Origin of the sequence: Campylobacter sp. 7477a (assembly GCF_014892335.1) — a bacterium.
GTDB lineage: Bacteria > Campylobacterota > Campylobacteria > Campylobacterales > Campylobacteraceae > Campylobacter_A > Campylobacter_A californiensis.
On record NZ_JADBJH010000007.1, the window covers coordinates 36,171 to 60,869 of the forward strand.

Here is a 24,699-nt window from a genome sequence, read left to right on the forward strand (position 1 = left end):
ATTTTAAGGAAAGAGATGAAAAGGACTTATCAGCCTCACAAAACCCCTAAAAAACGCACTCACGGTTTTCGTTTAAGAATGAAAACTAAAAATGGTCGTAAAGTTATAAATGCTAGACGTGCTAAAGGTAGAAAAAGATTGGCAGCTTAGCAAACTTTGAGTCTTTAAGCGACTCAAAAGAATTCTCATCGGTTTATAAAGATGCAAAAAGATGGCACAGTGAAGTCTGTGTCCTTTTTTATAAACCTTCAATCCAGAACAAATTAGCAGTAGTAGCTAGTAAAAAAGTAGGAAAAGCGGTCGTCCGCAATAGGGCGAAAAGATTGTTACGTGCAGTTTTTTTAGAAGTTTGTGACGAACTTGAAAGCGGCATTTACGTCATAGTAGCAAAAAATGGGCTTAATGAGTTTAGGTTTGATAAAATTCAAAAAAATGTGCGTTGGTCGCTTAAGAAATTAGGATGCCTGAAATGAATAAATTTGCGATTTTGTGTATTAAATTTTACCAAAACTACATTTCTAAAATTCTTCCTAAATCCTGTCGCTATTATCCTTCTTGCTCGGAATACGCCGTTTGGCAATTTAAAAATAATAATATTTTTTTAGCTTCTTTTGCTGTCCTTATGAGAATTCTAAGGTGCAATCAACTATTTAAAGGTGGTATAGATTACCCTGTTGTAGGCAAAAAATTTACATCCATTTCACTATCAAAGCAGGATAAAGTTGCAGATATTGAATTTTGGTTGGTTCCTTGTAAAAATAGTAAATTTTATGTTATAAAAGTTTTAGATTCATTAAGAGGAAAACATTAAAATGAATAACCTATCGACACAAAAAAGGGTGCTTATCGCAACTCTTTTATCCTTTGTCTTTTTTATCGTTTATGATTATTTTTTTATCCCAAAGACGCTTCCAAATGAACAAAATCAAACCGTTCAAGCGCAAACATCAGTTTCAAATTCAGCTCCCGTATCTCAAAACGGCTCTTTAACTCCAAAAACATCAAGTACAAATAGCGATAAAACGCTAGTTGTTGTTAAGGCTAAAGATTATGAAGCTCATATCGATGAGCTAGGTCGTATCAGTAAATTTTATCTTAACGAAGAAAAATATAAAACAGAAGATGGAGAAAGAACTCAGCTAACGGCAATGTCTCCTTTGCCTCTTGAACTTAGATTTAGCGACACAACTATAAACAACCAAGCCTTTAATGTAAACTATAGCGCTGATGTAAATGAGATTAGTGTTGATGGCACTAGTAGGAGTGTAAATTTAACTCAAAATTTAGACGGTCTTACTATAACTAAAAAGATAACCTTTAGACCAGATGGAAGTTATGATGTTGATGTTGATTTAAGCCGCGAAGTCGAATACTTTGTAACCCCTGGTTTTAGACCAAATGTTTCGGTTGATAGCTATACGGTCCACGGTGTTCTTTTAAGACATGCAGATGAGAAACTTACTATACTTGAAGATGATGATTTAGATGGCGGAGAGTCATTTAGTGACGTAAATATAGCTGCTGCTTCGGATAGATACTATACAACCTTGCTTTACTCTTTTGACAAGCCTTTAAATGTTGTTACTAGCGTAGACCCACAAAATAATGCAATAGCATTTATTAAACAAAATGGAAATTTTAAAGGCAGTGGATATATCGGCGCTAAAGAGTATAGGGCGTTAAAAGCGATAGATATACGCCTAACCGATGTTGTAGAATATGGTTGGTTTAGCTTTATAGCAAAACCAATGTTTGCATTTTTGAGCTTTCTTTATTCGCATATAGGCAACTGGGGTTGGGCAATAGTTGTTCTTACACTGGTGATTAGGATAGTATTGTTCCCTCTAACATACAAAGGCATGTTGTCAATGAACAAGCTAAAAGAACTATCTCCTAAGCTAAAAGAGCTTCAAGCAAAATATAAAGGCGATCCGCAAAAGCTAAACGCACATATGATGGAGCTTTATAAAAAGCACGGTGCAAACCCAATGGGTGGATGTCTGCCGATACTACTTCAAATTCCTGTATTTTTCGCGATTTATAGGGTTTTATTAAATGCGATCGAGCTTAAAGGCGCTGAGTGGATACTGTGGATACATGACCTTTCTGTGATGGATCCATACTTTATCTTGCCTATCTTAATGGGTGTAACTATGTTTTTACAGCAAAGACTTACACCAACAACATTTAGCGACCCTATGCAAGAAAAGATAATGAAATTTTTACCGCTAATATTTACATTTTTCTTTGTGACCTTCCCTGCGGGCCTTACACTTTACTGGTTTATAAACAACGTTTGTTCTGTTATTCAGCAAATTTTTGTTAATAAACTTTTTGCAAAACAGAAAAAAGCGGAGGTAAAAGCATAATGCGTATCGAAGCTTCAAATTTACAAGAGGCCTTTCAAAAAGCGGCTACGGAGCTAAAATGCTCTGTGACCGAACTTGATATTAAAGTTATCCAACATCCAAGTTCCGGTTTTTTGGGTTTTTTTAAAAAAAATGCCATTATTGAAGCCGATATAGAAAAAAAGTCAAATCACAGACAAAATGATCGTCATGATGAGCGTAAAAAAGAGCAAAAACACGAAAAACGCGAGCATAATTTAGACAAAAAACATATCGAAAATAAAAAAGAAGACGGTAGAGCCGACAAAAAAGAGGACAAACCAAAAGAGGAACGCAGGCGTAACGGAAAAAATAAAAAAAATAAACACTCTGCACAAAATGGAGCAAAGAAAAGCTTAAGTGACAAAAATAACGCATTGGCACAGGATGCTTTTGGTGTGGATAGCAGTGAAAGTAAAGAGGAAAAACCAGAATACATCATAAAACGTATCGACACTCCTGAAGTAAAGCCTCAAAAACGAGAGCAAAAAGATATCCTTGATACCTCTATAATTGATAATTTCAATACAGATAGTAATGAAGCCAAGGTTGATGAAAAAGAGGATAAAAGACAAAAAAATAGTATAAATTTCGATGAAATTTTACCGATAATCAAAAATGATCTAACAAGACTTTTAAATGCTAGTTGCTTTAGTATAAGCAAGATAGAGGTTTCAAAATTTAGTGACGAATGTCTTCTTATCGAGCTTGACGGAGATGACGCAGCTCTACTTATCGGCAAAGAGGGTTATAGATACAAGGCTATATCATACTTGCTTCATAATTGGTTAAATACCAAATATAACTTATCTATCCGTCTTGAGATAGCTGAATTTTTGAAAAACCAAGAGGCTATGATAGATCAATACCTAACGTCGATAATAGAACGTGTGCAAAATACCGGCAAGGCTCAGACAAAGCCACTTGACGGCGTGTTGGTTAAGATAGCACTTGAGAAACTGCGCGCTACTTTCCCTGAAAAATATGTTGGAATAAAATCAAACGGTAGTGATAAATTTGTAGTTGTAAATGATTTCTTTAAAAAATGAAACTATCGCCGCGATAGCAACGGCAAACGGTATCGGCTCAATAGGTGTGATCCGCTTAAGTGGAGCCGATGCGCTTAATATCTCTCTAAAACTTACTAAAAAATCAGAACTTATGCCTCGCATGGCAACATTGTGTAAAATTTACTCGCTTGATGGTGAATTTTTAGACGAAGCTATAATGATTTATTTTAAAGCTCCAGCTAGCTTTACTGGCGAAGACGTGGTTGAATTTCAAATGCATGGCGGATATATGGTTGTTCGCATGATCTTAAACGAGCTTTTGTCTGCCGGAGCTAGACTTGCTAGAGGCGGAGAATTTAGCCATAGGGCGTTTCTAAACGACAAGATGGATCTTGCTAAAGCAAATGCTATACAGTCGTTAATAAATGCAAAAAGTGAAGGCGCTGTTAAAATTCTTGCTCGTCAAATGAGAGGTGATCTGAGCAAATATGCAAATGAGCTTAGAGCAGAGCTCGTAAAAACTTTAGCATTTGTTGAGACAAGTATTGATTATGCCGATGATGATTTACCAAGTGATTTGATGAGTCAAATTTCAGAGATGTTAAGTCAAAATCACGCAAAATTAGAACGTATCGTTGCTCTTAGCAAAAGTCGTCAAGGCTTGATAGAGGGTTTTAAAATAGCAATAGTTGGCAAGCCAAATGTTGGCAAGAGCTCTATCTTAAATGCGCTCTTAAGCTATGAAAGAGCCATAATATCAGATGAGGCTGGCACTACTCGCGATAGGATAGAAGAAAATCTAAATATCGGAACGCATTTGGTGCGTATAATAGACACGGCAGGTATTCGTAAAAATGCCGGTAATGTCGAAAACATTGGCATTAGTTACTCTTTAAAGGCGATCGAAGAAGCGGATATCGTCTTGGCTGTTTTTGACGGGTCAAATTTTAAAGACGAGCAAGATGAGAGAATTTTAGAACTTGTCAGTGACTTAAATAAAAAAGTCTTTTTTGTTTTAAATAAAAGCGATTTAGATATTAAATTTGAGCTTGAGTTGCCAGATGTCTTAAAAATTTCAGCCAAAAATAGCACAGAGCTTCTTGTAAGCGAGATAGAACAATACTTAAACTCTCAAGATAGCGATGAAATAATACTAAGTTCAAGCATGCAAATAAACTCCTGTATGGATGCTTCTAATGCTATAAAAAGAGCATTAGAGTTGCTTAATGAGAGCGAACTTGAACTCTTTGCTTATGAGATAAATTCTGCCATAAAACACATAAGCATGATAACAAAACCTTTTGAGCGAAATGAAATTTTAGATGAAATGTTTAGTAATTTTTGCTTAGGAAAATAAATTTTAAAAATAGGAATAATATGAAAATCTTACTTATAAACGGTGGAAAAAAATTTGGTCATTCAGAGGGTAGGCTTAACCAGACTTTGCATGAGGCAGCCAAAGAGTATTTAAGCGCGATGGGACATGAGATAAAAGAGTGTGTGATCGACGCAGGTTATAATATAGAAGAAGAGATCGAGAAATTTTTATGGATGGATGTTGTGATCTGGCAGATGCCAGGCTGGTGGATGGGTGAGCCTTGGATAGTTAAAAAATACATGGATGATGTTTTCACAGCTGGTCATGGCAAATTGTATGCAAGTGATGGTCGTCATCGCACTGCGCCTACGAAGGATTACGGAACGGGCGGACTTTTAAACGGCAAAAAACACATGCTATCTCTTACTTGGAATGCACCGATTGAAGCCTTTACGGATAAAAATGAATTCTTTGAGGGAGTTGGAGTAGATGGCGTTTATCTGCATTTTAGAAAAGCAAATGAATTTTTAGGTATTAAACCTCTTGTGTCTTTTATCTGTAACGATGTTATCAAAATGCCTGATGTGCCAAAATTTATAAACGACTACAAAAGCCATCTAAGTAAAATTTTTGGTTAAATTTAAAATTTGATCGGATAAAAATGGGAAGCTTAAAGAATTTAAAAAGTAGAATTTTAGAGTTAGGCGATGAGTTTAGTTATGTGGACGCTGCTGAAAATGCAGCCGATCTGATGTCCGTAAATGACTTTGAGCAGCATTGTGGATTTAGACTTTGCGATGATTTGGTTGAGTTTGTCTGCGCACTTGGCATGATAGCTATAAAGATAAACCCCGAAGTTTTATCAAATTTAAAAGAAAATGATAGCCTAATTAATGAAATTTATGTTTACGGCATAAGCAAGGGAAAAACTCCTGAATGGATGAAGCTAAAATATTTCAACGCAGAGTCTGTTTGCTTTTTTGAGCAGGGCGGAAGCAAAGCGTATGTGGATATAGATGGAGTAGTTTTTACTGACGAAGGTAAATTTGACGGCGATATGTATGATTTTATCATTTCTAAAATAGACGAACTTGAAGAAAAATACAGCCGACTTATACCTTAAAATGCACAAATTTGATACAAATTCATAGGCTTAATAAAGCGGTTATTTTACCCTTTTTTTAGCCTTGTTAGAGTAAAATAGACTAAAATCTCACAAAGGGCAAAAATGGATAAGGCTACGATAAAAGCTCATAAAATAAGCGACGGTGAATATGAAAATATTCTTAAGATTTTAGGACGTGAGCCAAATTTACTTGAGCTTGGTGTCTTTTCTGCGATGTGGAGCGAACACTGCTCATATAAATCAAGTAAAAAATACCTAAACGGTTTTCCGACAAAAGCACCTTGGGTGATACAAGGACCTGGTGAAAATGCCGGAGTTATAGATGTCGGCGACGGATATGCGGCTGTGTTTAAAATGGAAAGCCACAACCACCCTAGCTTTATCGAGCCATATCAGGGTGCAGCCACTGGAGTTGGCGGAATTTTACGCGATGTATTTACCATGGGTGCAAGAGTCGTAGCTAACATGAACTCGCTTAGATTTGGAAATTTCTTAGGATCTGATAAAGTTGCTCGCTATCAACGCCACCTTATCAAAGGTTCGGTAGCTGGTATCGGACACTATGGAAACTGTATGGGCATACCGACTATCGGCGGCGAAGTAAGTTTTGATGAGAGCTTTAATGGCAATATCCTAGTAAATGCCTTTGCTTTGGGTCTTTGCAAAAGCGATGAAATTTTTTACGCAAAAGCTGAAGGTGTTGGCAACCCTGTGATATATGTCGGCTCAAAGACAGGTCGTGACGGTCTTGGTGGTGCGGTTATGGCAAGTGATAGCTTTAATGATGAAAACAAATCGCTTCGTCCTACTGTTCAAGTAGGAGATCCGTTTGCCGAAAAGCTACTTATGGAAGCTTGTTTGGAACTATTTAAGACTGATTATATTATAGGTATCCAAGATATGGGCGCTGCGGGACTTACGAGTTCAAGCTTTGAGATGGCAGGACGTAGCGGTAGTGGTTTAAAAATGCATCTTGATAAAGTTCCTATGAGAGAAGAAGGCATGACACCGTATGAGCTTATGCTTAGTGAAAGCCAAGAGCGTATGCTAATATGTGCCAAAAAAGGCTATGAAGAGAAGATAAGAGCGATTTTTAATAAATACGATCTTGATGCGGAAGTTATCGGAGAGGTAACTAGTAGCGGTAAGATGGAGCTTTACTGGCATAACGAGTTGGTTGGAGAGATACCTATCGAACCTTTAAGTGAAGCAGCTCCGGTGCTCGATCGTCCGACTGCCAAAGCTAAGTATCTTGATGAGATAAAAAATGTAACGATAAACGACTATAAGGCCGTTAGCAACGATGAAGCCTTTGACAAACTGCTTCGCGACCCACACGTGCTAAATAAATCATTTATCTATGACCAATACGATGCAAATATCCAAACAAATACAATAAAACAACCGGGCTTTTTGGGAGCAGGTGTAATAAGAGTAAAAGAGACCGGTAGAGCTGTAGCTATGGGTATGGAGTGCTCTCCAAGACATAACTATGTAAATCCTAAAATAGGAGCTGCCATGGCTGTTGCGGCAAGTGGACGTAAGGTAGCTATGAGTGGTGCCGTGCCTCTTGCTATAACAGACTGCCTAAACTATGGAAATCCCGAAAATCCTGAAGTTATGTGGCAATTTGCACAAGGTTGCGAGGGTATCAAGGAGGCTTGTCGCGAGCTAAACACTCCTGTTGTAAGCGGCAACGTAAGTCTTTATAATGATACGGATGGAGTTAGTGTGTATCCAACTCCTGCGATCGTTAATGTCGGTGTAAATGAAGATGCTAATAAAAATTTACCAAGCATATTTAAAGGCGAAAATACAGCCATTTATCTTCTTGGCGAGACAAGCGGAGAATTTGCCGGAAGTTTATATATGAAAACACTTTTTAACGTCGTAGCAGGTGAGTTAAAAGACGTTGATTATAAACAAGAAAGAGCATTATGGGATCTTGTGATAGAGGCAAATAAAAACGACATTCTTGAATTTGCAAATTCTATTGGCACAGGCGGAGTTGCTATGACTTTGGCTAAGATGGCTTGCATGAGCGGTATCGGTGCTACTTGTAGTTGCGACTTTGAGGATAAAAGATGGGTATTTGACGAAAGCTTTTCTCGTGCGATAGTTGGAGTAAAAGATGAAGATAAATTTAAATCTTTAGCACAAAAATACGGCGTAAAGGCTGTGAAGATAGGTGTTACCGGAAGTAATAAATTTGAAATAAACGACATTAAAAGAGATTTAAAGCAAATTAAAGAGATATATCTAAACGAGTTTACAAGACTTGTTAAGCAAGACGACTAAAACTAAAAGGAGAAGAAGTGAGAGCGTTAATTAGCGTAAGCGACAAAGAGGGTATTGTTGAGTTTGCAAAAGGACTTGTAGAGCTTGGTTGGGAAGTGATATCTACAGGCGGAACTCATAAGATGCTAAATGAAAACGGAGTAAAAGCTCTTGAAGTAGCAGAAGTCACTAAAAGTCCGGAAATGTTTGAAGGTCGCGTAAAGACTTTACATCCTAAAATTCACGGCGGAATTTTACACAAAAGAGATGATGCGGCGCATGTGGCTCAAGCAAAAGAAAACGCAGTTGAGGGTATTGACCTTGTTTGTGTAAATTTATATCCGTTTAAACAAACTACTATTCGCACTGATGATTTTGATGAGATCATCGAAAATATCGACATCGGCGGTCCTGCTATGGTTAGAAGTGCGGCTAAAAATTTCAAGGATGTTTTGATAGTTACAGATGTTCTTGACTATGACGAAATTTTAGTAAGACTTAGAGAAAAACGTGACGATATCGAATTTAGAAGAAGCTTGATGATAAAAGCTTACGAGCATACGGCAGCATATGACTCAATGATAGCAAACTATATGAACGATAGATTTAACGGAGGATTTGGCGCGTCTAAATTTATCGTCGGAAATAAAGTTTTTGATACAAGGTATGGTGAAAATCCACATCAAAAAGGTGCGCTTTATGAATTTGAATACTTCTTTAGCAACAACTTCCGCGCACTAAAGGGCGAAGTTAGCTTTAACAACCTAACAGACATAAACGGCGCTTTAATGCTTGCGACAAGCTTCAATGAAGCTCCTGCCGTGGCGATTATCAAACATGCTAACCCATGCGGTTTTGCAGTAAAGTCAAATTTGCTTGAGAGTTATGTTGAGGCACTAAAGTGTGATCCGGTGTCTGCTTATGGCGGAGTAGTGGCGATAAACGGCACACTTGATAAAGAGCTGGCACAAAAGATCAATGAAATTTATGTTGAAGTAATTATCGCTGCAAATGTAGATGAAGATGCGCTTGCTGTTTTTGAAAGTAAAAAGCGTATTAAAATTTTCACGCAAGATAACAAATTCTTAGTTCGTGCAAACGACAAATACGACTTTAAACGCGTTGATGGTGGTTTTGTTTATCAAGAAAGAGATGACGTTAAAGATGCGGAACTTGAAAATATGAAACTAATGAGCAAAAGAGCCGCCAGTAAGGCAGAGCTATCGGACGCTGATGTTGCTTGGAAAGTTGCCGCTCTTACAAAAAGCAACTGTGTAGTTTATGTAAAAGATAGCGCTGTTGTAGCTATTGGCATGGGTATGACAAGTCGTGTGGATGCGGCTCGTGCTGCAGTTGCCAAAGCAAAAGATATGGGGATTAATCTAAATGGTTGCACACTTGCTAGTGAGGCGTTTTTCCCGTTTAGAGATAGTATAGATATAGCTCATAAAGTAGGTGTAAAATGTATAGTAGAGCCTGGAGGTAGCATAAGAGATGATGAAGTTATCGAAGCTGCAAACGAATACGGTATGGCGCTTTACTTTACGGGCATTCGCCACTTCTTGCATTAATATCTCACAAAAAGACCGTTAAATTTAACTAGCGGTCTTTTTAAATTTACTTAATCAAATTATCTTCTTTAATAATAAAATATTTAAATATTAGTAAAAGTAAATTTTTAATTTGAGCTTTTAAATTTAAGCCTTGTTTTGATAATATGCAAATTATCGTTGAAAATTTAAAGGGAAATTTGTGCCAAATAGCAGTATTTTAGAAATTTTATCGGATAAAAAAGTTCTTTGTTTAGAGGACGAAGTTGGAATTTTAAAAAATTTAACCGAAACTTTAGAGCTGTTTTTTGGCGAAGTTATGGGTATAGAAGATGGACTTGAGGCACTTGATCTAGCCACAAGCGGTTTTTATGATGTGCTTGTTTTTGATATAACGGTTCCTCATATGGACGGGCTTGAGGTGATAAAGAGAGTTCGTCAAAATAATCAAAACATACCCATCATCATACTTTCAAGTCATACTGAGCAAGAGTATTTATGGAGGGCGGTAGAGCTTAAGATAACTAGGTTTTTACCAAAGCCTTATGATAAAGATGCTTTTATAGCCGCATTAAAAGATATAGCTCGTGAGCTTGGGGGCGATAGACAAATTGTAAATATCAACACCCAAGCAAGATATGACTTTGCTAAAAAGATAATTTACATAAAAGATACCGCCTGTCACCTTGCAAAAAGCGAGAGTCGCTTACTTGAGTATTTTTTGAAAAACAAAAACAAGGCAGTCACTTATGAAGAGTTATTTGACTATCTTTGGGAATTTGACCAGCCAAGCAAAGAAGCGATAAAAACCATAGTTAAAGAGCTTCGTAAAAAGCTTGGCAAAGATACGATTAGAAATTTATACGGGGTTGGTTACATCTGTGAAATATAGATTTCGTTTTGTGGTGGCTATCTTTACTATCCTTTATATAATCATCATGGGACTTGTCTTTAGCTTTTATAGACAGCTTGCGTTAAAAGACGCTAAGCAAGAGGCATTTTATGTGCTTGATACGATGAATGCGGTGCGGGATTATATCTCGATAGTGCAGCGTCCTTTGATAGACGAGCTTAAGGTGGAAGGCGTTATAAAAGATGATTTTTTCGACCCAAGACTTCAGTCGTCATCATATATCACACGTGAAATTTATAATATCCAACTTTCAAAAAATAAGATAAATTACGACTATAAGCTTGTCGCGACCAATCCTTTAAACCCAGAGCATGAGGGAGATGAGTTTGAGAATGAAATTTTAGAAGGCTTTAAAGAGAAAAGATATGAGGAATTCTCGCAGGTAATCAAAGACGGCAACACCTCTTACATATATGTGGGACTTCCTGTTAAAAACTCTCAAGCCTCATGTGCGGTTTGCCATAACATAAATTCGGTTCCTAAAAAGATGATGGAGCAATACGGCAGTTCAAAGGACTTTGAGGGTAAGGTCGGCGATACGATAGCGATGATATCCTTTAAAATTCCCATCAAAAACATCCTTGCGTATCACGCAAATGAGCTTATAACAAGCAGTGTGGCACTTTTTGTAGTTTTTGTGCTTCTTGTATTTTTAGTATACAAGATACATGAAAAAATGGCAAAGATCAAAGAGCAAAACGAACAACTTATGATACATCAAAGTCGCCTTGCTTCAATGGGAGAGATGATAGGCAACATCTCGCATCAGTGGAAGCAACCCTTGGCACAAATAAGCTCAACGCTTATAAATTTAGAGCTTTATAATGAAAAAGGAAAATTAACAAAAGAAAAATTAAATGAGAAGATTAAGGATGTAGATGAGCAGGTTAAATTTATGTCTCAAACTATAAACGACTTTAAAAACTTTTTCAATCCAAATTCTATAAAGCGCGAATTTACCAGTGCTGAAGCGATAGAACAGGCTCAAAAAATTTTAAAATCAGCTCTTAAAAATCATGTTATAAAACTAGATGTAGAAATTAAGGAAAATTTCTCTCATTTTGGAAATATTAATGAAATAATACAAATTTTAATAAACATTATAAGTAACGCCAAAGAGGCTTTTGAGCAGTCGCATCCAGGTGAAAAAAGGGTTAAAATTTGCTCTTTTAAGAACTCTTTATCGCGTATGATAACCATAGAAAATAACGCTGGAAATATCGATGAAAGCGTGATAAAAAAGATATTTAACCCAAATTTTACCACTAAAGAAAAAGGTAGTGGTCTGGGATTATACATGAGTCAGGTTATAATGAAAAAAAATAACGGTTTTATAACAGTGCAAAACACAAAAGACGGTGTTATATTTACAATTTTATTTTTAAATTCATAAAATATTAACTTTCCCCCTCTTTTTACCCCTTTTTATTGTTAGTATTATCAATACGAAATCTTCTTGATTTTTGAAATTTGAAAAATTCTTCGAAGGAGGAAAGTATGAAAGGTCTGGATAGAGCACTCCTTGGGTTGCTTACCGGTATTAGCATATTTGCTTCATCTGCCTGTGCGCACGATATGCAAATGACCGGCGCAGCTCGAGGCGTTATCGCTGATCCTAAGGGAACCCTTAAGGATAGAGGTGTCGTATCTTTACAGGATTACATCGTTGAAGAAAAAGAGATGTATGACTGGTTGTTTAAAAATCACCCGATTTTTACAAAGTACGGCGGAAAAGTTGACGGCAAGATAAATGTCGTAGATAGGGGCCACGAATGGCTAGAGGAGGGGCACGGTAAGGATTTGTCAAAAGCAAGCAAACGTGAACAAGGACAAGGCTATAGTTCTATGATGTATAGAATTCCTGCCGGTTCATCACTAGCTTTTCCTAATAAATTTATAGGTTCTGAAAAATGCGGTGAGTGTCACCCTGCACAATACGAAGCATGGAGTAGATCTCGTCACTCAACTACTATTCGCTTCCCTGGCGAACACCCTGAGGTTAATAACAACCTAACAGAGCCGGTATTTACAGAAGATACCGCATCAATCCTACCAAAAGGTATTACTCCTGATGTTATCTTTGCAACCGTAGGTCACCTTAGAACTAAATTTGGTTTCGTTGATGCTTGGATGTTAAGAGGAACTTACCATGTTGATGGTGGTTTGTTAAGAGATGGTACTGGTACTATCACTCCGGGTTCAAACCAATGGCAAAGAACTTGGGCTCTTAACCTAACTCCAGAAACTGTTAAGAAGATCAAAAAATGGGTGCCGGAATTCCCCGAAACGCTTGAAGAATACGGTCTAAATACAGGCTATGTTCGCGGTCTTGCATCTTATGCTGCAAAATACAAACACACTATGAACTTCCAAGCTAATGCTTCATACTGTGAGGTTTGCCACCCATTCAAATTTGACTTCAAGAGCAAACAAGAGTTTTATGCAGCACTTGGTAATGCTAAAGAGCTACAAAAACACACTATATCAAAAGGTGTAAGTTGCGAAGAGTGTCACGGGGCAGGCGGACACCTTGACGGAGCTACAAACTTTAGAACTTCTAACTGTGAACGTTGTCACCAAAGATTTAACTGGAGCCCTGATCTTTACAAAGCTCATCCGCTTGGTAAAATCGCTCCTGACTTAGCACTAAGCTCTAAATTTAAATCAATGGGACCAGGATGTGGTTCAGAGGGTTCTCAATCATACTTTACAGCTCACTATGAAAAAGGTATGAGATGCGTTACTTGCCACGATCCACACGATAATACAGGTTTTGTTACGGGTGATAAGAATGTCAAAGGACTTAACTATAACTCAGAACAAGCTTATCTAAGCTCATTCTATTCAAAACCAAAAATTAGAAAAACTTGCGCGGATTGTCACCAAGAGCAAGCTTATATAGCAGCAAGAGCCGATACACACAAAGATAACTCTTGTGCATCTTGCCATATGCCGTTTATGATGAGTTGTGAGAACTTCTATGCTATCCAGTTCCAAGACAATGCGGGATTTGATACTCAAAGAAGATCACACATCTGGAAAATCGATGTTAGCCCTGATAAAAAATCATTCGTTGCAGGTGCTGCTTCAAAAGAAGCAAGAGACGGTAAGGATTGGCATTTCCAAAGAAATGAAGATGGTAGAAACTTTGTTGACTTGATGTGGGCTTGTGCTAGAACATCTTGGGCGGATCTTGATATGGTTGAAAACAAAGGTTGCCACAGCCCTGTTGTATCAGAGCTAAAAGAGACCCTACACTTCAAAAATCAAAAACAAGCTTATGATGAAGTTATGGGATGGCAAACTCCTATCAAAAACGACTATACTCAAGTTAAGATCGGCATTGAGGGAATGTATAAGATCCTAGAAACCAAAAAACTTGATCCAAGTAACAAATCAAGAGTTTACGAGCTAATTGAAAAAGCTCAAGACACTGTTGATCTACTTGAAAAAGACGGTTCATGGGGTATGCATGGCTTTAAATATACTAAACAAAGACTTGACGCTGCTAAAGGTTATGTAGAAGAAGCGCAAAGAATTTTGAATAGTAAAATGTAAAAAATAGGGGCTACTTTATGTAGCCCTTTTAATTTATAAAATTTTTTAATTAAGGGTAAAACGATGCAAAAAGTTATATTAAAAAGCTTAATTCCTATCTTTTGTTTGTCAAGCTGTGTATTTGGCGCTCAGCTGTCGACAACTGAAGAAAAAGAGTCTTATGCTATAGGTGCATCAACGGGAAGTTATATATCAAACCAGCTTCACAACCAAATGCAAATGGGTGTAAAGTCTGATGTTAATATCGTAATAGAAGGTCTTATAGACGCTCTAAAAAAACAGACAAAAATGAAAGACGAAGATATAATCTCTTTGTTAAATGAAAGAGCTGATAGGCTAAATAAAATAACTGAAGAAAATAAAAAAATACAACTTGCTAATAATAAAAAAATCGGTAAAGAATTTATGGCTAAAAATGCCAAGAATAAAAATGTAAAAACAACAAAATCAGGTTTGCAATATGAAATGCTAGTGCTAGGCGGAGGAGATAAGCCAAAACCGGAAAGTATTGTTGAGGTGCATTACAAAGGGTATTTGCCAAACGGCGAAGTCTTTGAAAACACATACGATAACAAAACGTCTATGCACTTGTCTTTGATAAATGTTATAGAGGGTTTTAAAGAGGGTCTTTTGCTTATGAATGCCGGTTCAAAATACAAATTTGTCATACCTAGCGAGCTTGCGTATGCGGATGAAGAGCTAGAAACTATCCCTGCGGGATCTACCGTGGTGTTTGAAGTTGAGCTTTTAAAGGTATTAAAGCCGGGAGAGTATTCTAAGATAGTAAAAGACATGAGTGAACAAGAAATAAAAAATATACATCAAACAAAGTAAATTCTTTGCCCAAAAATGGAGGAGAATATGGACACAAATTTAAAACGACGAGCATTTGTTAAATACCTTGCTCTTGGTTCGGCTTCTATCACGGCGGCATCTTACGGAGCCGTAAATGATAAGCCAAAAGCGCAAACTAAAAAACCAAATTTCGGCATGATATTTGATCAAAACAAATGCGTCGGGTGTACTGACTGTGAAAGAGCTTGTGTGAAAGTAAATCTAGTCCCTAAAGGACAGATGAGGCTTTTTGTAGAGGATAAAACAGATCCAAATAACAGGATGCAAAAACGATATGTGCGCGTTAGCTGCCAACAATGTGTGGAAGCACCGTGTGCTAGTGTTTGCCCAACAAACGCCTGTCATAAGGACTTGCTAACAGGTATAACTACAACAAATGCCGATGACTGCATAGCATGTAAATACTGCATAGTAGCCTGTCCTTATGATGTGCGCTTTATAAATAGCGAAAATCATGCCGCAGAAAGCTGTAACTTCTGCTTAGATACAAATTTGGCAGAGGGCAAAGAGCCTGCCTGTGTCGAAGCATGCAGATACGACGCTTTAGTTTTTGGCGATCTAAACGATGAAGAGTCGCATATAAGCAAGCTTCTTTGTATAAAAGATAGCTTAAGAATGCGTCCCGAGTGTGGCACAAAACCTAGTTTGCGCTATATACCTGCGGTAAAAATGGGGGTGTGAAATGAATGGTGCGATAAATTATACTCATACTTTTTCAAGCGGAGTCGTGTGGCATTGGCCTATCGCTGTGTATCTTTTGCTAGCGGGCATGAGCGGTGGAGCGCTTATCGTTGCACTTCTTATAAGGTATTATAAAAAGCAAACTGGTGTTACGCCTTTGTTTAAGGGTGCTTCTTTGCTTTCTCTTGTTACTATTTTACTAGGTATGGTTTGCTTGGTTGCCGACCTTGATAAGCCGCTTTATTTTTGGAAAATTTTGATAAATTATAACTTTACTTCGGTTATGTCTATAGGTGTTTTAGCACTTTGTATCTACATACCGCTTAGCTTTGTTATGGTTTTATATGCTTTTGAGAAGGAATTAAATGCATTTTTTGCAAACCATTTTACGTTCTTAAAGGCATTTTTTGGACTAATAATGAACATTTTAAATTTTATTCGTCCGCTTATGTTTGTTTTAACGCTTATTTTTGCTGTTGCGATATGCGCTTATACCGGCTTTCTTATCTCTGTTTTGGTAAGATTTCCTATACTAAATACATCTGTGCTTCCGGCTCTTTTTGTAGCTTCTGGATTAAGTGCGGGCATAGCAGGTTCCGGGCTTATTGCTGCAATGTTTTTTAGAGAAGATACGCATTCGAGCGATCTTAAAATTTTACACGCTATAGAGTGGCCTGTAATGGCTGCAGAAATTTTGCTTATCGGTATGATTTTTGTTTCGCTTATCATAGGAAGCGATGTTCAAAAAGCGGCAAGCGTGGCATTTTTTAGTGGAGAATATGCTAAAATGTTTTGGATAGGAGTCGTTGGTATAGGCTTTGTTATACCTATCGTATTTAACTTCTTATTAGGCAAAACATTTGCACATACTCGTTTTGCTTTTTACGTGAGTGCTCTTGCAAGTATCATAGGTGTTTTGATGCTTCGTATGTTTATACTTTATGCGGGACAAACTTACAGTATTTTTATTTGATTTTTTGGAGATAGCATGAGGTTGTTTGGTTTTTTTTCGTCATATAAATTTGTTATTTTCATGCTATCCGTTTTAGCTACTGGAGCTGGGGTGGCTACTTTTTTAGAGAGTATTTACGACACGCAGACGGCTAAAATTTTAGTTTATGACGCCAGATGGTATGAGATCGTTATGCTTTTGCTAACGATCTCGCTAGGCGCTATCATCATAAAGACAAAAATGTGGCGCCGTCTTGGTGCTTTTGTGGTGCATTTTGCTTTTATCGTGATAGCTTTGGGTGCTTTTTTGACTAGGTATTGCGGTGAAGAGGGGGTGCTTCACGTAAGAGAGGGCGAACACTCAAACGAAATGGTAAGCGTCAAGCCTTATTTGCAGATCATAACAGAAGATAAAACATTCGAATTCTTCTTAAATTTATCACAACTGGGTGATAATAGCTTTTCTATCTCACAAGCCATAGACGACAAAATTTTTAACGTAAATTTTAGCTCTTATCAAGCTTTTCCAAAAGGCAAAAGAAGCGTTTTAAATGTAAAAGCAGGCTTTGACGACAAAGAGCAAAAAGAAGTAAGTCTTAGGGGTGGAGTAGGCTGGCTTGGAGAACCACAAGTTATCGAGCAAGATGGCAAGCAAATAATGCTTGCATGGGGATCAAAACTAGTGACATTGCCGTTTTCCGTAAAGCTTAACGACTTTGAGCTAGAGCGCTACCCAGGATCACAAAGTGCGTCGTCTTACTCAAGCAGTGTTGAGGTTTTGCAAGACGATAAAAAAGTAATGGACTATAAAATTTTTATGAATAGCCCTTTAAATTTTAGCGGTTATAAGCTTTTTCAATCCTCGTATGACAAAGACGAGCAGGGAACTGTTTTGGAGGTAAATAAAGACCCTGGTAAAATTCCTACTTATGTAGGGTATTTCTTGCTTTGTTTTGGTTTTGTAGCTAACTTTTTTACCAAAAATTCACGCTTTATGAAACTTGCAAAATTTATAAAAAATAACGCCACTTTATTTATCTTTGCTCTTGTTTTTGTGACCAATTCAAATTTATATGCAAATGATGATCTAAAACAGTTTGGTAAATTTACAAGATCTCATGCAAACGGTGTTTTTGCAGAGCTTTTAGTGCAAGACTTCATGGGGCGCATAAAGCCGATGAGCACGGAAGCTAATGAGATAGTAAGTAAATTTGCAGGTCAAAATTCTTTATTTGGTTTAAGCGCAGAGCAAATAATTTTGGGCATGAGTATAAACCCTACGCTCTGGCAGGATCTAAAGATCATAAAGATTAAAAATAGCGATATTAAAAAAGTTCTAAATTTAAACGAGAGTGAAAATTTTGTTAGTTTTAGTTTTATGTTTGATGAAAAGGGCGAATATAAGCTAATGAGTCAAAGCGATGAGGCAAATGCCAAACCAGCCTCGCAACGTTCTAAATTTGATAACGAAATGGTCAAATTTGATGAGCGTATAAATGTTGCATACTTAGCTCTTAAAGGTGTATTTTTTAAATTTATACCGATACCAAACGATCAGAGCGATAGATGGCTTTCTTCAAACGATGCATTTGCTAATCCCGGCGTAGCCAAAGAGGTGAAAATGCTTTTAAATGACTATATCTCTTCTCTTGGAGAGGGTATTTATAAAAACGACTGGACAAAGGCAAATTTTGCGCTTTCACAGCTTAAAAACTACCAAAGAGAAGTATCGGCACACATCTTACCGAGTGAATTTCAGATAAAAGCCGAGGTTGCTTATAATAAACTTGAAATTTTTAAAAAGCTTGTTTATTTTTATATGGTATTTGGCGGAATTTTACTTATTTTGGCATTATCCGAGATACTTACGGGCGGGAATTATAAAGGTATTAAAAAAATATCTTTTTGGCTATTTGTTTTTGGATTTGCAGCTCATACTTTTGGTCTAGCTCTTCGTTGGTATATCGCAGGACATGCGCCATGGAGCGATAGTTATGAGAGCATGATTTATATAGGTTGGTCGGCTGCACTAGCCGGAGTGGTGTTTTTTAGAAGCTCGCTTCTTACGCTCTGTGCTGCGTCGCTACTTGCAAGTGTTGTGATGCTTGTGGCGCACATGAGTTTTGTTAACCCTCAAATAACAAATTTAGTTCCGGTGTTAAAGTCTTATTGGCTAAGCATACATGTTTCGATTATTACGGCGAGTTACGGCTTTTTGGGTCTTGGGTGTTTGCTTGGAATTTTATCTCTTGTATTAATGATATTAAAAAATGGCAAAAACAAAGAACGTTTAAATGATCAAATTCGCTACATCACAGCTATAAATGAGATAAGCTTGATAGTTGGACTTTCTATGCTTACGGTTGGAAATTTCTTTGGTGGAATTTGGGCTAATGAGAGCTGGGGCCGCTACTGGGGATGGGATAGTAAAGAGACTTGGTCGTTTGTTTCCATTGTTGTTTATGCTATCGTTTTGCATTTGAGGTTTATTTCTAAATTTAATAACATATATACTTTTTGCGTATCTTCGATGATATCTTACGCTAGTATCGTGATGACGTATTTTGGTGTGAATTTTTATTTAACGGGCATGCATTCATATGCTAGCGGTGATGCTATGGGAGTGCCTAAATTTATATATTTTATTTTGACATTTGTGATCTTACTCGCTGTTTTTGCTTATAGAGGGCGAGAAGTAAAAGCTATATAAAAGGAGAGAAGGTGAAGAAGCTTGTTTTGGTATTGATCTTGGCGGTATTGGCAAATGCCGGTTTTATAAAAAAGGGCATTGAGGCGCAGCAAAGCGGAGATCATAAAAAATTAGTAGAAATTTATGAAAAAGCTTGCGAAGAGGATAAAAAGGCATCTGGGTGTTATAACCTTGCGGTTGTGTATTATGAGGGAACAGGTGGCGTAGCAAAGGACTTTGTCAAAGCTGTAAATTTATACGATAGAGCTTGTAAGATGAATTTTGCTTTAGCTTGCAACAACCTTGCATATATGCATGAAAGCGGTCAAGGTGTTGACCAAAACTTTACAAAAGCAGCGCAGTTTTACGACAAAGCTTGTAAAGATAACGAAGGATGCACCTCGCTTGGGCTGCTTTATGCAAATGGTGCAGGAGTGGAGCGTGATTTTAAAAAGGCGATCGAACTATACACTAAAGCTTGTAATTACGAAGATATGATGGGATGTAATAACCTTGGCTATCTTTATAACCAAGGAAACGGCGTAGAAAAAGACTACAAAAAGGCAAAAAGCTTTTACGAAAAGGCATGCAACGGAGGTATCGGTATGGCATGTGATAACCTTGGCTACTTGTATGCGCTAGCTCAAGGCACAAGTCAAAACTACGAGCAAGCAGCAAAGAGCTTTGAAAAGTCTTGTAATCTAGGCTATGCAAAAGGTTGTAATGATATTGCCATAATGTATGCTGAGGGCAAAGGTGTAAAAGCCGATAACGAAAAGGCTAAAAACTTTTTTAAGAAAAGTTGTGACGGCGGGCTTGTAGAAGCTTGTGAGAATGCAAAAATTTTAGAACAACTTATGAAATAAAGGAGTTGGTATGAAAAAATTTATGATACTTGCTTGTATCGTTGGAGCGTTGCAAGCGGCAATGTTTCAAAGTGTAGAGCCTGATAAATCAACTCTTATCATGCAGGGAAATGCAAAAGAGTATTGTCCTAATTGCGGGATGGATTTGGCTAAATTTTATAAAACAAATCATACTCACAACGGTAAACAATACTGCTCAATGCACTGTCTTCATGAGGCCACAAAGGGAACTATGCCAAAAGATGTCATGGTTGTTGATACAAAGAATTTAAATTTTATCGATGCCAGCAAGGCTTACTATGTTGTCGGTAGTCGAATGAAAGGAACGATGACGCAAAACAGTAAATACTCATTTTTAACCGAAGATGATGCTAAAGAGTTTCAAGCTAGAAACGGTGGCGAGATAATGAGTTTTGAAAAGGCTTATGAGGTAGCAGGAAAAGACTTTGTAAGTGACATGAAGATGATAAAAGCAAAACGCGAGGGCGGAGTTTATGCAAAAGGTAAAGAAATTTATGAAACCAAATGCACAAAAGTCGATAAAAACATTTATGAAAGTATCGCGCTTTTAAAAGACGACCTCAAAAAGTTCTGTCAAATTTCAGCCGATGGCGACTTACAAGCGGCAGCACTTTATATCTGGGATGAACCAAAAAATGTAAATGTGGTTAAAAAAGCTGAAAAGATCGTCGTTCCAAAAGATGCAAGATGTCCGATATGTGGGATGTTTGTAGCTAAAAACCCACAATGGGCTGCGATGATAGAAGCAGATAGCGAAAAGTTTTATTTTGACGGTGTTAAAGACATGATGAAGTATTACTTTAAAAACAATAAAAATTTCAATAAATTATTTGTGAGTGATTATTACAAGCTTCATAAGATAGATGCCAAAAACGCGTATTTTGTAGTCGGCTCAAATGTCTTTGGCCCTATGGGTGATGAGTTAATCCCATTTGCAAGTCAAAACGAGGCCATAAATTTTGCAAAAGATCATGCAGGCAAGCAGATCTTAAAATTTGAAGATATAACGGAAGAAATGTTAAAAGGGTTATGAAATTTTTAGGTATTTTAACTGTAGTTTTTAGTGTTGTTTATGCTTTTATCGGATTGCATTATATAAATTTTGATGATAAAACTAGAAGTGATGAGCTGGAAAATATCTCTAAAAAAGTCAAAGACGTAAGAGCTTCGATAGTTTTTAAAAGTCCAAAATACAAGGAATTTGTCTATGGTAAGTAAAAATTTTATCGACTACGCCATAAAACTACTTTATAAAGATAGAGCCGATCATGCTTTTAGCTTTATTATTTTTACCTTTATAGTTTTTATTTTAAGTTCGGTTTTGTTTATATCAAGTTCTATTCAAAACGACCTAAGTCTTAGTATACAAAACTCTCCAAGTGTTGTCGTGGAGGCAGTAAGAGCCGGTAAAAAGGACACCATGCATGACGGTTATATCTATGACATAAAGCGCATAAACGGCGTAAGTGATGCGTGGGGCGTTGTGGATGGGTATTACTACTTTGGACAAAAAAGAATTTGGTTTCATATAATTGGCTTAGATGAGCTTGATGAAAACGAGATGATAATAGGCGAGGGTGTAAAAAGGGAGATGGCAGAGCTTTACTATGAAGATGTATTTAACTTTTTAACAGAACACGCTTTAATTCCTATCAAGATAAACAAAACCGCTTCGCATAGTAGTAATATCATCACAAACGATGTCATCTATCTAAATCCCACAACCGCACGAGCGGTGTTGAGCCTGGAAGAGGGCGAATACACAAAAATTTATGTCGATGTTCCAAACGAGAACGAGATAAGTCAAGTAGCACTTAGTATCTCAAATTTATACCCAAACACACAAGCACTTAGCATGGAGGATAGAATTTCTGATATAAGACATCTTTATTATTATAAGGGTGGAATTTTTATGGTGATTTATTCGGCGGCTATGATCTCGTTTTTCATACTACTTAAAAACCAAATTTCATTAGCATACGGCTCAAAAAAGCGAGAGATCGCCATCTTGCGAAGTATCGGATATGCGATCAAAGACATAATTGCATTAAAATTTATACAAAATTTTACAGTGGCAACGAGTGCCTTTTTGCTAGGTGTGGCACTTGCTTATATTTATATTTTTATCTTTAACGCTCCATTATTGCGTAATGTTTTTTTGGGACTTGAGATTGAAAATTCAGTTACGTTTACGCCTATTGTTGACTTTAATATGCTGTTTCTTATATTTTTGTTTAGTGTGATACCGTTTTTAGCATTTGTTATCATACCATCGTGGCGTATAGCTATAGCAGATATGAGTGAGGCAGTAAAATGAACGCAGTAGAAGTATCTAATCTAAATAAAATTTACCACGAGGGTGAAACAAATGAATTTTATGCTTTAAAAAATATAAATTTAAGCATAAAGAGCGGTGATCTGGTGATATTAAAAGGAGTGAGCGGAAGTGGTAAAAGCACGTTGCTTTCACTTATTGGGGGGCTATCAAAGCCAAGTAGCGGCGAAATTTTAATAAACAGACAAAATGTTTCAAAGCTTCCTGATATCATGGCTTCAAATATCCGTCATACACAGATAGGATTTGTCTTTCAAAGTTTTAATTTACTTGAGGGACTAAGTGTTAAAGATAACGTAAAAGCCCCGCTAAGTATATTAAGTCTTAGCAAGTCACAAACTGAAGAGATGGTGCAAAAAGCTATGCAAATAGCAAATATAGCTCACAAAAAAGATCAAAATATATCAAGCCTAAGCGGAGGCGAAAAGCAAAGATGCGCTATAGCAAGAGCACTTGTTATGGAGCCAAGCATTATACTAGCCGATGAGCCGACCGCAAATTTGGATAAACAAAATTCTCTTGTTTTTATCCAGATGCTTAAGAAATTTAAAGAGTTAAAAAAGACGGTTATAGTAGCAACTCATGATATTTTATTTGATGATTTGGACTTTGTAGATGAGATCGTTGATGTTAAAAACGGTGAAATTTTATGAGTGTATTTTTATCAAATGATGTAATTGCGTTTTTGTTTGCCGAGCTTATAGTTATCGTTTTGATGGCTATCTCACAGTTTTATATCGTGCGCATTTTACGCTACTGGGACTTTAATGCAACTACAAATTTACAATACACTCTTGAAAAGCATAATTATCTTGTAAATACGATCTTGTTTTTTACTATATTTTGCAAGATTATCTTGTTTGTTTTCTTTGCTCTTTCGTTAAATAAACTCTCTTCCGTAGTGCCTGGCGCTATGTGCTCGGCAGGAGTTATCGGCTCAAACGAATACGGCAATATACTGTTTTTACTAAAACTCTTGCTTATATTTGGACTTGGACTTTGGCTTGTTGTAAACTATCTTGACTTAAAAGCGATAAATTTTCCGTTTTTAAAGCGAAAATACATCATCTTTAGCATACTGTTTTGTGCTATTTTGGGTGAATTTGTGCTTGAAATTTTGTTTTTTACAAACATACCTTTAAGTGTTCCTGTTTTTTGTTGTTCTGTTGTTTTTCAAGCTCCTAAACTACCTTTTGGCTACACTCAAGCGATGTTAGCGATGTTTTTTTATGTTATATTTGCCTCTATCGCGGTTTTAAATTTTTTAAAGCAGTCAATGGCTAGTTTTGCCTTAAATTTATTGTTTTTATTTATCGCTTATTATGCTATAACTTACTTTTTTGGGCTTTATGTCTATGAACAGCCTAATCACAAATGCCCGTATTGTATGTTAATGGGCGAGTATTATTACATTGGTTATCTTATCTGGGGTTCGCTGTTTTTGGGAATTTTTTACGGTATTACTCCTTTTTTGGTCGAGCTTATCACGGGATATGACTACACTCATTTACTTCGCCTTTCGTCGTTTTGGCTACTTATAAATGTGGCTATATGCTCGTTTTATGTTGCAAAATACTACTTTACGATCGGAGTGTTGCTATGATAAAGAAAATTTTTGCGCTCACTCTTCTTTTTTGTGTTTTTACCTTGCTTTATGTTAGTATTGACGTAAAGGAGGGTAGTGTTGTAGTCAGGCATGGAAATCTTGAGAAAAAACCACTTGAGATCGAGCTTGGAAAATACCTTTGCACAGAAAGCAAGACGCTTATCGCCGATCTTTATAATACGGCTCAAGCTGTAATGCCAAACGGTGATACTTACTTTTTTAACGATATCGGCAATTCATTTATCTGGCTTATGCGTCAGAAAAATAAAGATGACATTATGCTTTGGGTTTATTCGCAAGATAGCGAGAAGTATATCGATGCAAGAAGGGCTTGGTATTCTAGGGTTGAGATGACGCCGATGATGTTTGGATTTGGTGCGTATGAATTTAGAAGCTATGGCACGAGTGATTATTTTTTTGAAGATGTTGTGTTGTGCGCCGCACGTGGCGAAACTACGATGAACCCACTCATCTACATTCTGCTTAAAGAAAATAAAATTTAACCCCGTAATAAACTAAATTCGCCCTAGCTTATATTACAGTATGGCAAATTTAA

The 24,699-nt window shown here is 36.9% G+C and carries 24 protein-coding genes; all 24 read left to right on the forward strand.

Going from position 1 to position 24,699, the window contains the following annotated elements; all coding sequences use genetic code 11:
• The first annotated feature begins 15 nt into the window (after positions 1 to 15).
• Entirely contained in the window at positions 16 to 150 is a 135-nt protein-coding gene (rpmH, locus tag CCAL5182_RS04495) for a 50S ribosomal protein L34 (RefSeq protein WP_002940373.1), read from the forward strand.
• Entirely contained in the window at positions 138 to 473 is a 336-nt protein-coding gene (rnpA, locus tag CCAL5182_RS04500; protein ID WP_169936029.1) for a ribonuclease P protein component, read from the forward strand. Before rpmH ends, rnpA begins: the two co-directional genes overlap by 13 nt.
• Positions 470 to 811, forward strand: coding sequence for a membrane protein insertion efficiency factor YidD (gene yidD / locus CCAL5182_RS04505; protein WP_169935588.1), 342 nt, complete (start codon positions 470 to 472; stop codon positions 809 to 811). Before rnpA ends, yidD begins: the two co-directional genes overlap by 4 nt.
• A 1-nt stretch (position 812) precedes the next feature.
• Complete coding sequence (gene yidC, locus CCAL5182_RS04510; RefSeq protein ID WP_336610375.1) at positions 813 to 2,369, forward strand: membrane protein insertase YidC; 1,557 nt, start codon at positions 813 to 815, stop codon at positions 2,367 to 2,369.
• Entirely contained in the window at positions 2,369 to 3,436 is a 1,068-nt protein-coding gene (locus CCAL5182_RS04515; protein WP_169935593.1) for a Jag N-terminal domain-containing protein, read from the forward strand. Before yidC ends, CCAL5182_RS04515 begins: the two co-directional genes overlap by 1 nt.
• Positions 3,417 to 4,754, forward strand: a complete 1,338-nt coding sequence (gene mnmE, locus CCAL5182_RS04520; RefSeq protein WP_336610376.1) for a tRNA uridine-5-carboxymethylaminomethyl(34) synthesis GTPase MnmE — start codon at positions 3,417 to 3,419, stop codon at positions 4,752 to 4,754. The genes CCAL5182_RS04515 and mnmE overlap by 20 nt, the downstream gene beginning before the upstream one ends.
• Positions 4,755 to 4,774: 20 nt before the next feature.
• Entirely contained in the window at positions 4,775 to 5,353 is a 579-nt protein-coding gene (locus CCAL5182_RS04525) for an NAD(P)H-dependent oxidoreductase (protein WP_336610377.1), read from the forward strand.
• 23 nt (positions 5,354 to 5,376) lie between these two features.
• On the forward strand, positions 5,377 to 5,838 hold the full coding sequence (locus tag CCAL5182_RS04530; RefSeq protein WP_336610378.1) for a hypothetical protein: 462 nt from the start codon (positions 5,377 to 5,379) through the stop codon (positions 5,836 to 5,838).
• Between the two features lie 105 nt (positions 5,839 to 5,943).
• Complete coding sequence (gene purL / locus CCAL5182_RS04535) at positions 5,944 to 8,139, forward strand: phosphoribosylformylglycinamidine synthase subunit PurL (protein WP_169935601.1); 2,196 nt, start codon at positions 5,944 to 5,946, stop codon at positions 8,137 to 8,139.
• Positions 8,140 to 8,156: 17 nt separating this feature from the next.
• On the forward strand, positions 8,157 to 9,689 hold the full coding sequence (gene purH, locus CCAL5182_RS04540; protein ID WP_336610379.1) for a bifunctional phosphoribosylaminoimidazolecarboxamide formyltransferase/IMP cyclohydrolase: 1,533 nt from the start codon (positions 8,157 to 8,159) through the stop codon (positions 9,687 to 9,689).
• Between the two features lie 181 nt (positions 9,690 to 9,870).
• A complete protein-coding gene (locus tag CCAL5182_RS04545; RefSeq protein WP_336610380.1) occupies positions 9,871 to 10,560 on the forward strand; it encodes a response regulator transcription factor in 690 nt (229 codons plus the stop codon).
• Positions 10,550 to 11,974: a c-type heme family protein gene (locus tag CCAL5182_RS04550; RefSeq protein ID WP_169936031.1), complete on the forward strand. Its 1,425-nt coding sequence runs from the start codon at positions 10,550 to 10,552 to the stop codon at positions 11,972 to 11,974. The genes CCAL5182_RS04545 and CCAL5182_RS04550 overlap by 11 nt, the downstream gene beginning before the upstream one ends.
• A 104-nt stretch (positions 11,975 to 12,078) precedes the next feature.
• Positions 12,079 to 14,139 (forward strand): cytochrome c3 family protein, encoded by a 2,061-nt coding sequence (locus tag CCAL5182_RS04555; RefSeq protein WP_169935607.1) that lies wholly within the window; start codon positions 12,079 to 12,081, stop codon positions 14,137 to 14,139.
• 63 nt (positions 14,140 to 14,202) lie between these two features.
• Positions 14,203 to 14,973, forward strand: a complete 771-nt coding sequence (locus CCAL5182_RS04560; protein WP_169971626.1) for an FKBP-type peptidyl-prolyl cis-trans isomerase — start codon at positions 14,203 to 14,205, stop codon at positions 14,971 to 14,973.
• A 27-nt stretch (positions 14,974 to 15,000) separates the two neighbouring features.
• Complete coding sequence (locus CCAL5182_RS04565; protein WP_169971627.1) at positions 15,001 to 15,675, forward strand: 4Fe-4S dicluster domain-containing protein; 675 nt, start codon at positions 15,001 to 15,003, stop codon at positions 15,673 to 15,675.
• Position 15,676: 1 nt separating this feature from the next.
• Positions 15,677 to 16,648, forward strand: a complete 972-nt coding sequence (gene nrfD / locus CCAL5182_RS04570) for an NrfD/PsrC family molybdoenzyme membrane anchor subunit (protein ID WP_169971628.1) — start codon at positions 15,677 to 15,679, stop codon at positions 16,646 to 16,648.
• 15 nt (positions 16,649 to 16,663) lie between these two features.
• Positions 16,664 to 19,336, forward strand: a complete 2,673-nt coding sequence (ccsA, locus tag CCAL5182_RS04575) for a cytochrome c biogenesis protein CcsA (RefSeq protein ID WP_336610381.1) — start codon at positions 16,664 to 16,666, stop codon at positions 19,334 to 19,336.
• 11 nt (positions 19,337 to 19,347) lie between these two features.
• Positions 19,348 to 20,181 (forward strand): tetratricopeptide repeat protein, encoded by an 834-nt coding sequence (locus tag CCAL5182_RS04580; protein ID WP_169971630.1) that lies wholly within the window; start codon positions 19,348 to 19,350, stop codon positions 20,179 to 20,181.
• A gap of 10 nt (positions 20,182 to 20,191) precedes the next feature.
• Entirely contained in the window at positions 20,192 to 21,235 is a 1,044-nt protein-coding gene (locus CCAL5182_RS04585; protein WP_228026724.1) for a nitrous oxide reductase accessory protein NosL, read from the forward strand.
• Positions 21,232 to 21,420 (forward strand): hypothetical protein, encoded by a 189-nt coding sequence (locus CCAL5182_RS04590; protein WP_169935618.1) that lies wholly within the window; start codon positions 21,232 to 21,234, stop codon positions 21,418 to 21,420. Before CCAL5182_RS04585 ends, CCAL5182_RS04590 begins: the two co-directional genes overlap by 4 nt.
• Complete coding sequence (locus CCAL5182_RS04595) at positions 21,410 to 22,519, forward strand: ABC transporter permease (protein ID WP_169935620.1); 1,110 nt, start codon at positions 21,410 to 21,412, stop codon at positions 22,517 to 22,519. Before CCAL5182_RS04590 ends, CCAL5182_RS04595 begins: the two co-directional genes overlap by 11 nt.
• A complete protein-coding gene (locus tag CCAL5182_RS04600; protein WP_169935622.1) occupies positions 22,516 to 23,190 on the forward strand; it encodes an ABC transporter ATP-binding protein in 675 nt (224 codons plus the stop codon). Before CCAL5182_RS04595 ends, CCAL5182_RS04600 begins: the two co-directional genes overlap by 4 nt.
• Complete coding sequence (locus CCAL5182_RS04605) at positions 23,187 to 24,140, forward strand: hypothetical protein (RefSeq protein WP_169935624.1); 954 nt, start codon at positions 23,187 to 23,189, stop codon at positions 24,138 to 24,140. The genes CCAL5182_RS04600 and CCAL5182_RS04605 overlap by 4 nt, the downstream gene beginning before the upstream one ends.
• On the forward strand, positions 24,137 to 24,646 hold the full coding sequence (locus tag CCAL5182_RS04610; RefSeq protein ID WP_169935626.1) for a hypothetical protein: 510 nt from the start codon (positions 24,137 to 24,139) through the stop codon (positions 24,644 to 24,646). Before CCAL5182_RS04605 ends, CCAL5182_RS04610 begins: the two co-directional genes overlap by 4 nt.
• Positions 24,647 to 24,699 lie beyond the last annotated feature (53 nt).

What these genes read in the sequence shown, in the direction of transcription:
- CCAL5182_RS04525 (WP_336610377.1), top strand. Translation starts at nt 4,775, where the DNA reads ATGAAAATCTTACTTATAAACGGTGGAAAAAAATTTGGTCATTCAGAG.
- CCAL5182_RS04605 (WP_169935624.1), top strand. Translation starts at nt 23,187, where the DNA reads ATGAGTGTATTTTTATCAAATGATGTAATTGCGTTTTTGTTTGCCGAG.
- rpmH (WP_002940373.1), top strand. Translation starts at nt 16, where the DNA reads ATGAAAAGGACTTATCAGCCTCACAAAACCCCTAAAAAACGCACTCAC.
- CCAL5182_RS04530 (WP_336610378.1), top strand. Translation starts at nt 5,377, where the DNA reads ATGGGAAGCTTAAAGAATTTAAAAAGTAGAATTTTAGAGTTAGGCGAT.
- CCAL5182_RS04585 (WP_228026724.1), top strand. Translation starts at nt 20,192, where the DNA reads ATGAAAAAATTTATGATACTTGCTTGTATCGTTGGAGCGTTGCAAGCG.
- CCAL5182_RS04515 (WP_169935593.1), top strand. Translation starts at nt 2,369, where the DNA reads ATGCGTATCGAAGCTTCAAATTTACAAGAGGCCTTTCAAAAAGCGGCT.
- yidC (WP_336610375.1), top strand. Translation starts at nt 813, where the DNA reads ATGAATAACCTATCGACACAAAAAAGGGTGCTTATCGCAACTCTTTTA.
- CCAL5182_RS04555 (WP_169935607.1), top strand. Translation starts at nt 12,079, where the DNA reads ATGAAAGGTCTGGATAGAGCACTCCTTGGGTTGCTTACCGGTATTAGC.
- CCAL5182_RS04610 (WP_169935626.1), top strand. Translation starts at nt 24,137, where the DNA reads ATGATAAAGAAAATTTTTGCGCTCACTCTTCTTTTTTGTGTTTTTACC.
- CCAL5182_RS04590 (WP_169935618.1), top strand. Translation starts at nt 21,232, where the DNA reads ATGAAATTTTTAGGTATTTTAACTGTAGTTTTTAGTGTTGTTTATGCT.
- CCAL5182_RS04600 (WP_169935622.1), top strand. Translation starts at nt 22,516, where the DNA reads ATGAACGCAGTAGAAGTATCTAATCTAAATAAAATTTACCACGAGGGT.
- CCAL5182_RS04595 (WP_169935620.1), top strand. Translation starts at nt 21,410, where the DNA reads ATGGTAAGTAAAAATTTTATCGACTACGCCATAAAACTACTTTATAAA.
- yidD (WP_169935588.1), top strand. Translation starts at nt 470, where the DNA reads ATGAATAAATTTGCGATTTTGTGTATTAAATTTTACCAAAACTACATT.
- nrfD (WP_169971628.1), top strand. Translation starts at nt 15,677, where the DNA reads ATGAATGGTGCGATAAATTATACTCATACTTTTTCAAGCGGAGTCGTG.
- mnmE (WP_336610376.1), top strand. Translation starts at nt 3,417, where the DNA reads ATGATTTCTTTAAAAAATGAAACTATCGCCGCGATAGCAACGGCAAAC.
- purL (WP_169935601.1), top strand. Translation starts at nt 5,944, where the DNA reads ATGGATAAGGCTACGATAAAAGCTCATAAAATAAGCGACGGTGAATAT.
- ccsA (WP_336610381.1), top strand. Translation starts at nt 16,664, where the DNA reads ATGAGGTTGTTTGGTTTTTTTTCGTCATATAAATTTGTTATTTTCATG.
- CCAL5182_RS04560 (WP_169971626.1), top strand. Translation starts at nt 14,203, where the DNA reads ATGCAAAAAGTTATATTAAAAAGCTTAATTCCTATCTTTTGTTTGTCA.
- CCAL5182_RS04565 (WP_169971627.1), top strand. Translation starts at nt 15,001, where the DNA reads ATGGACACAAATTTAAAACGACGAGCATTTGTTAAATACCTTGCTCTT.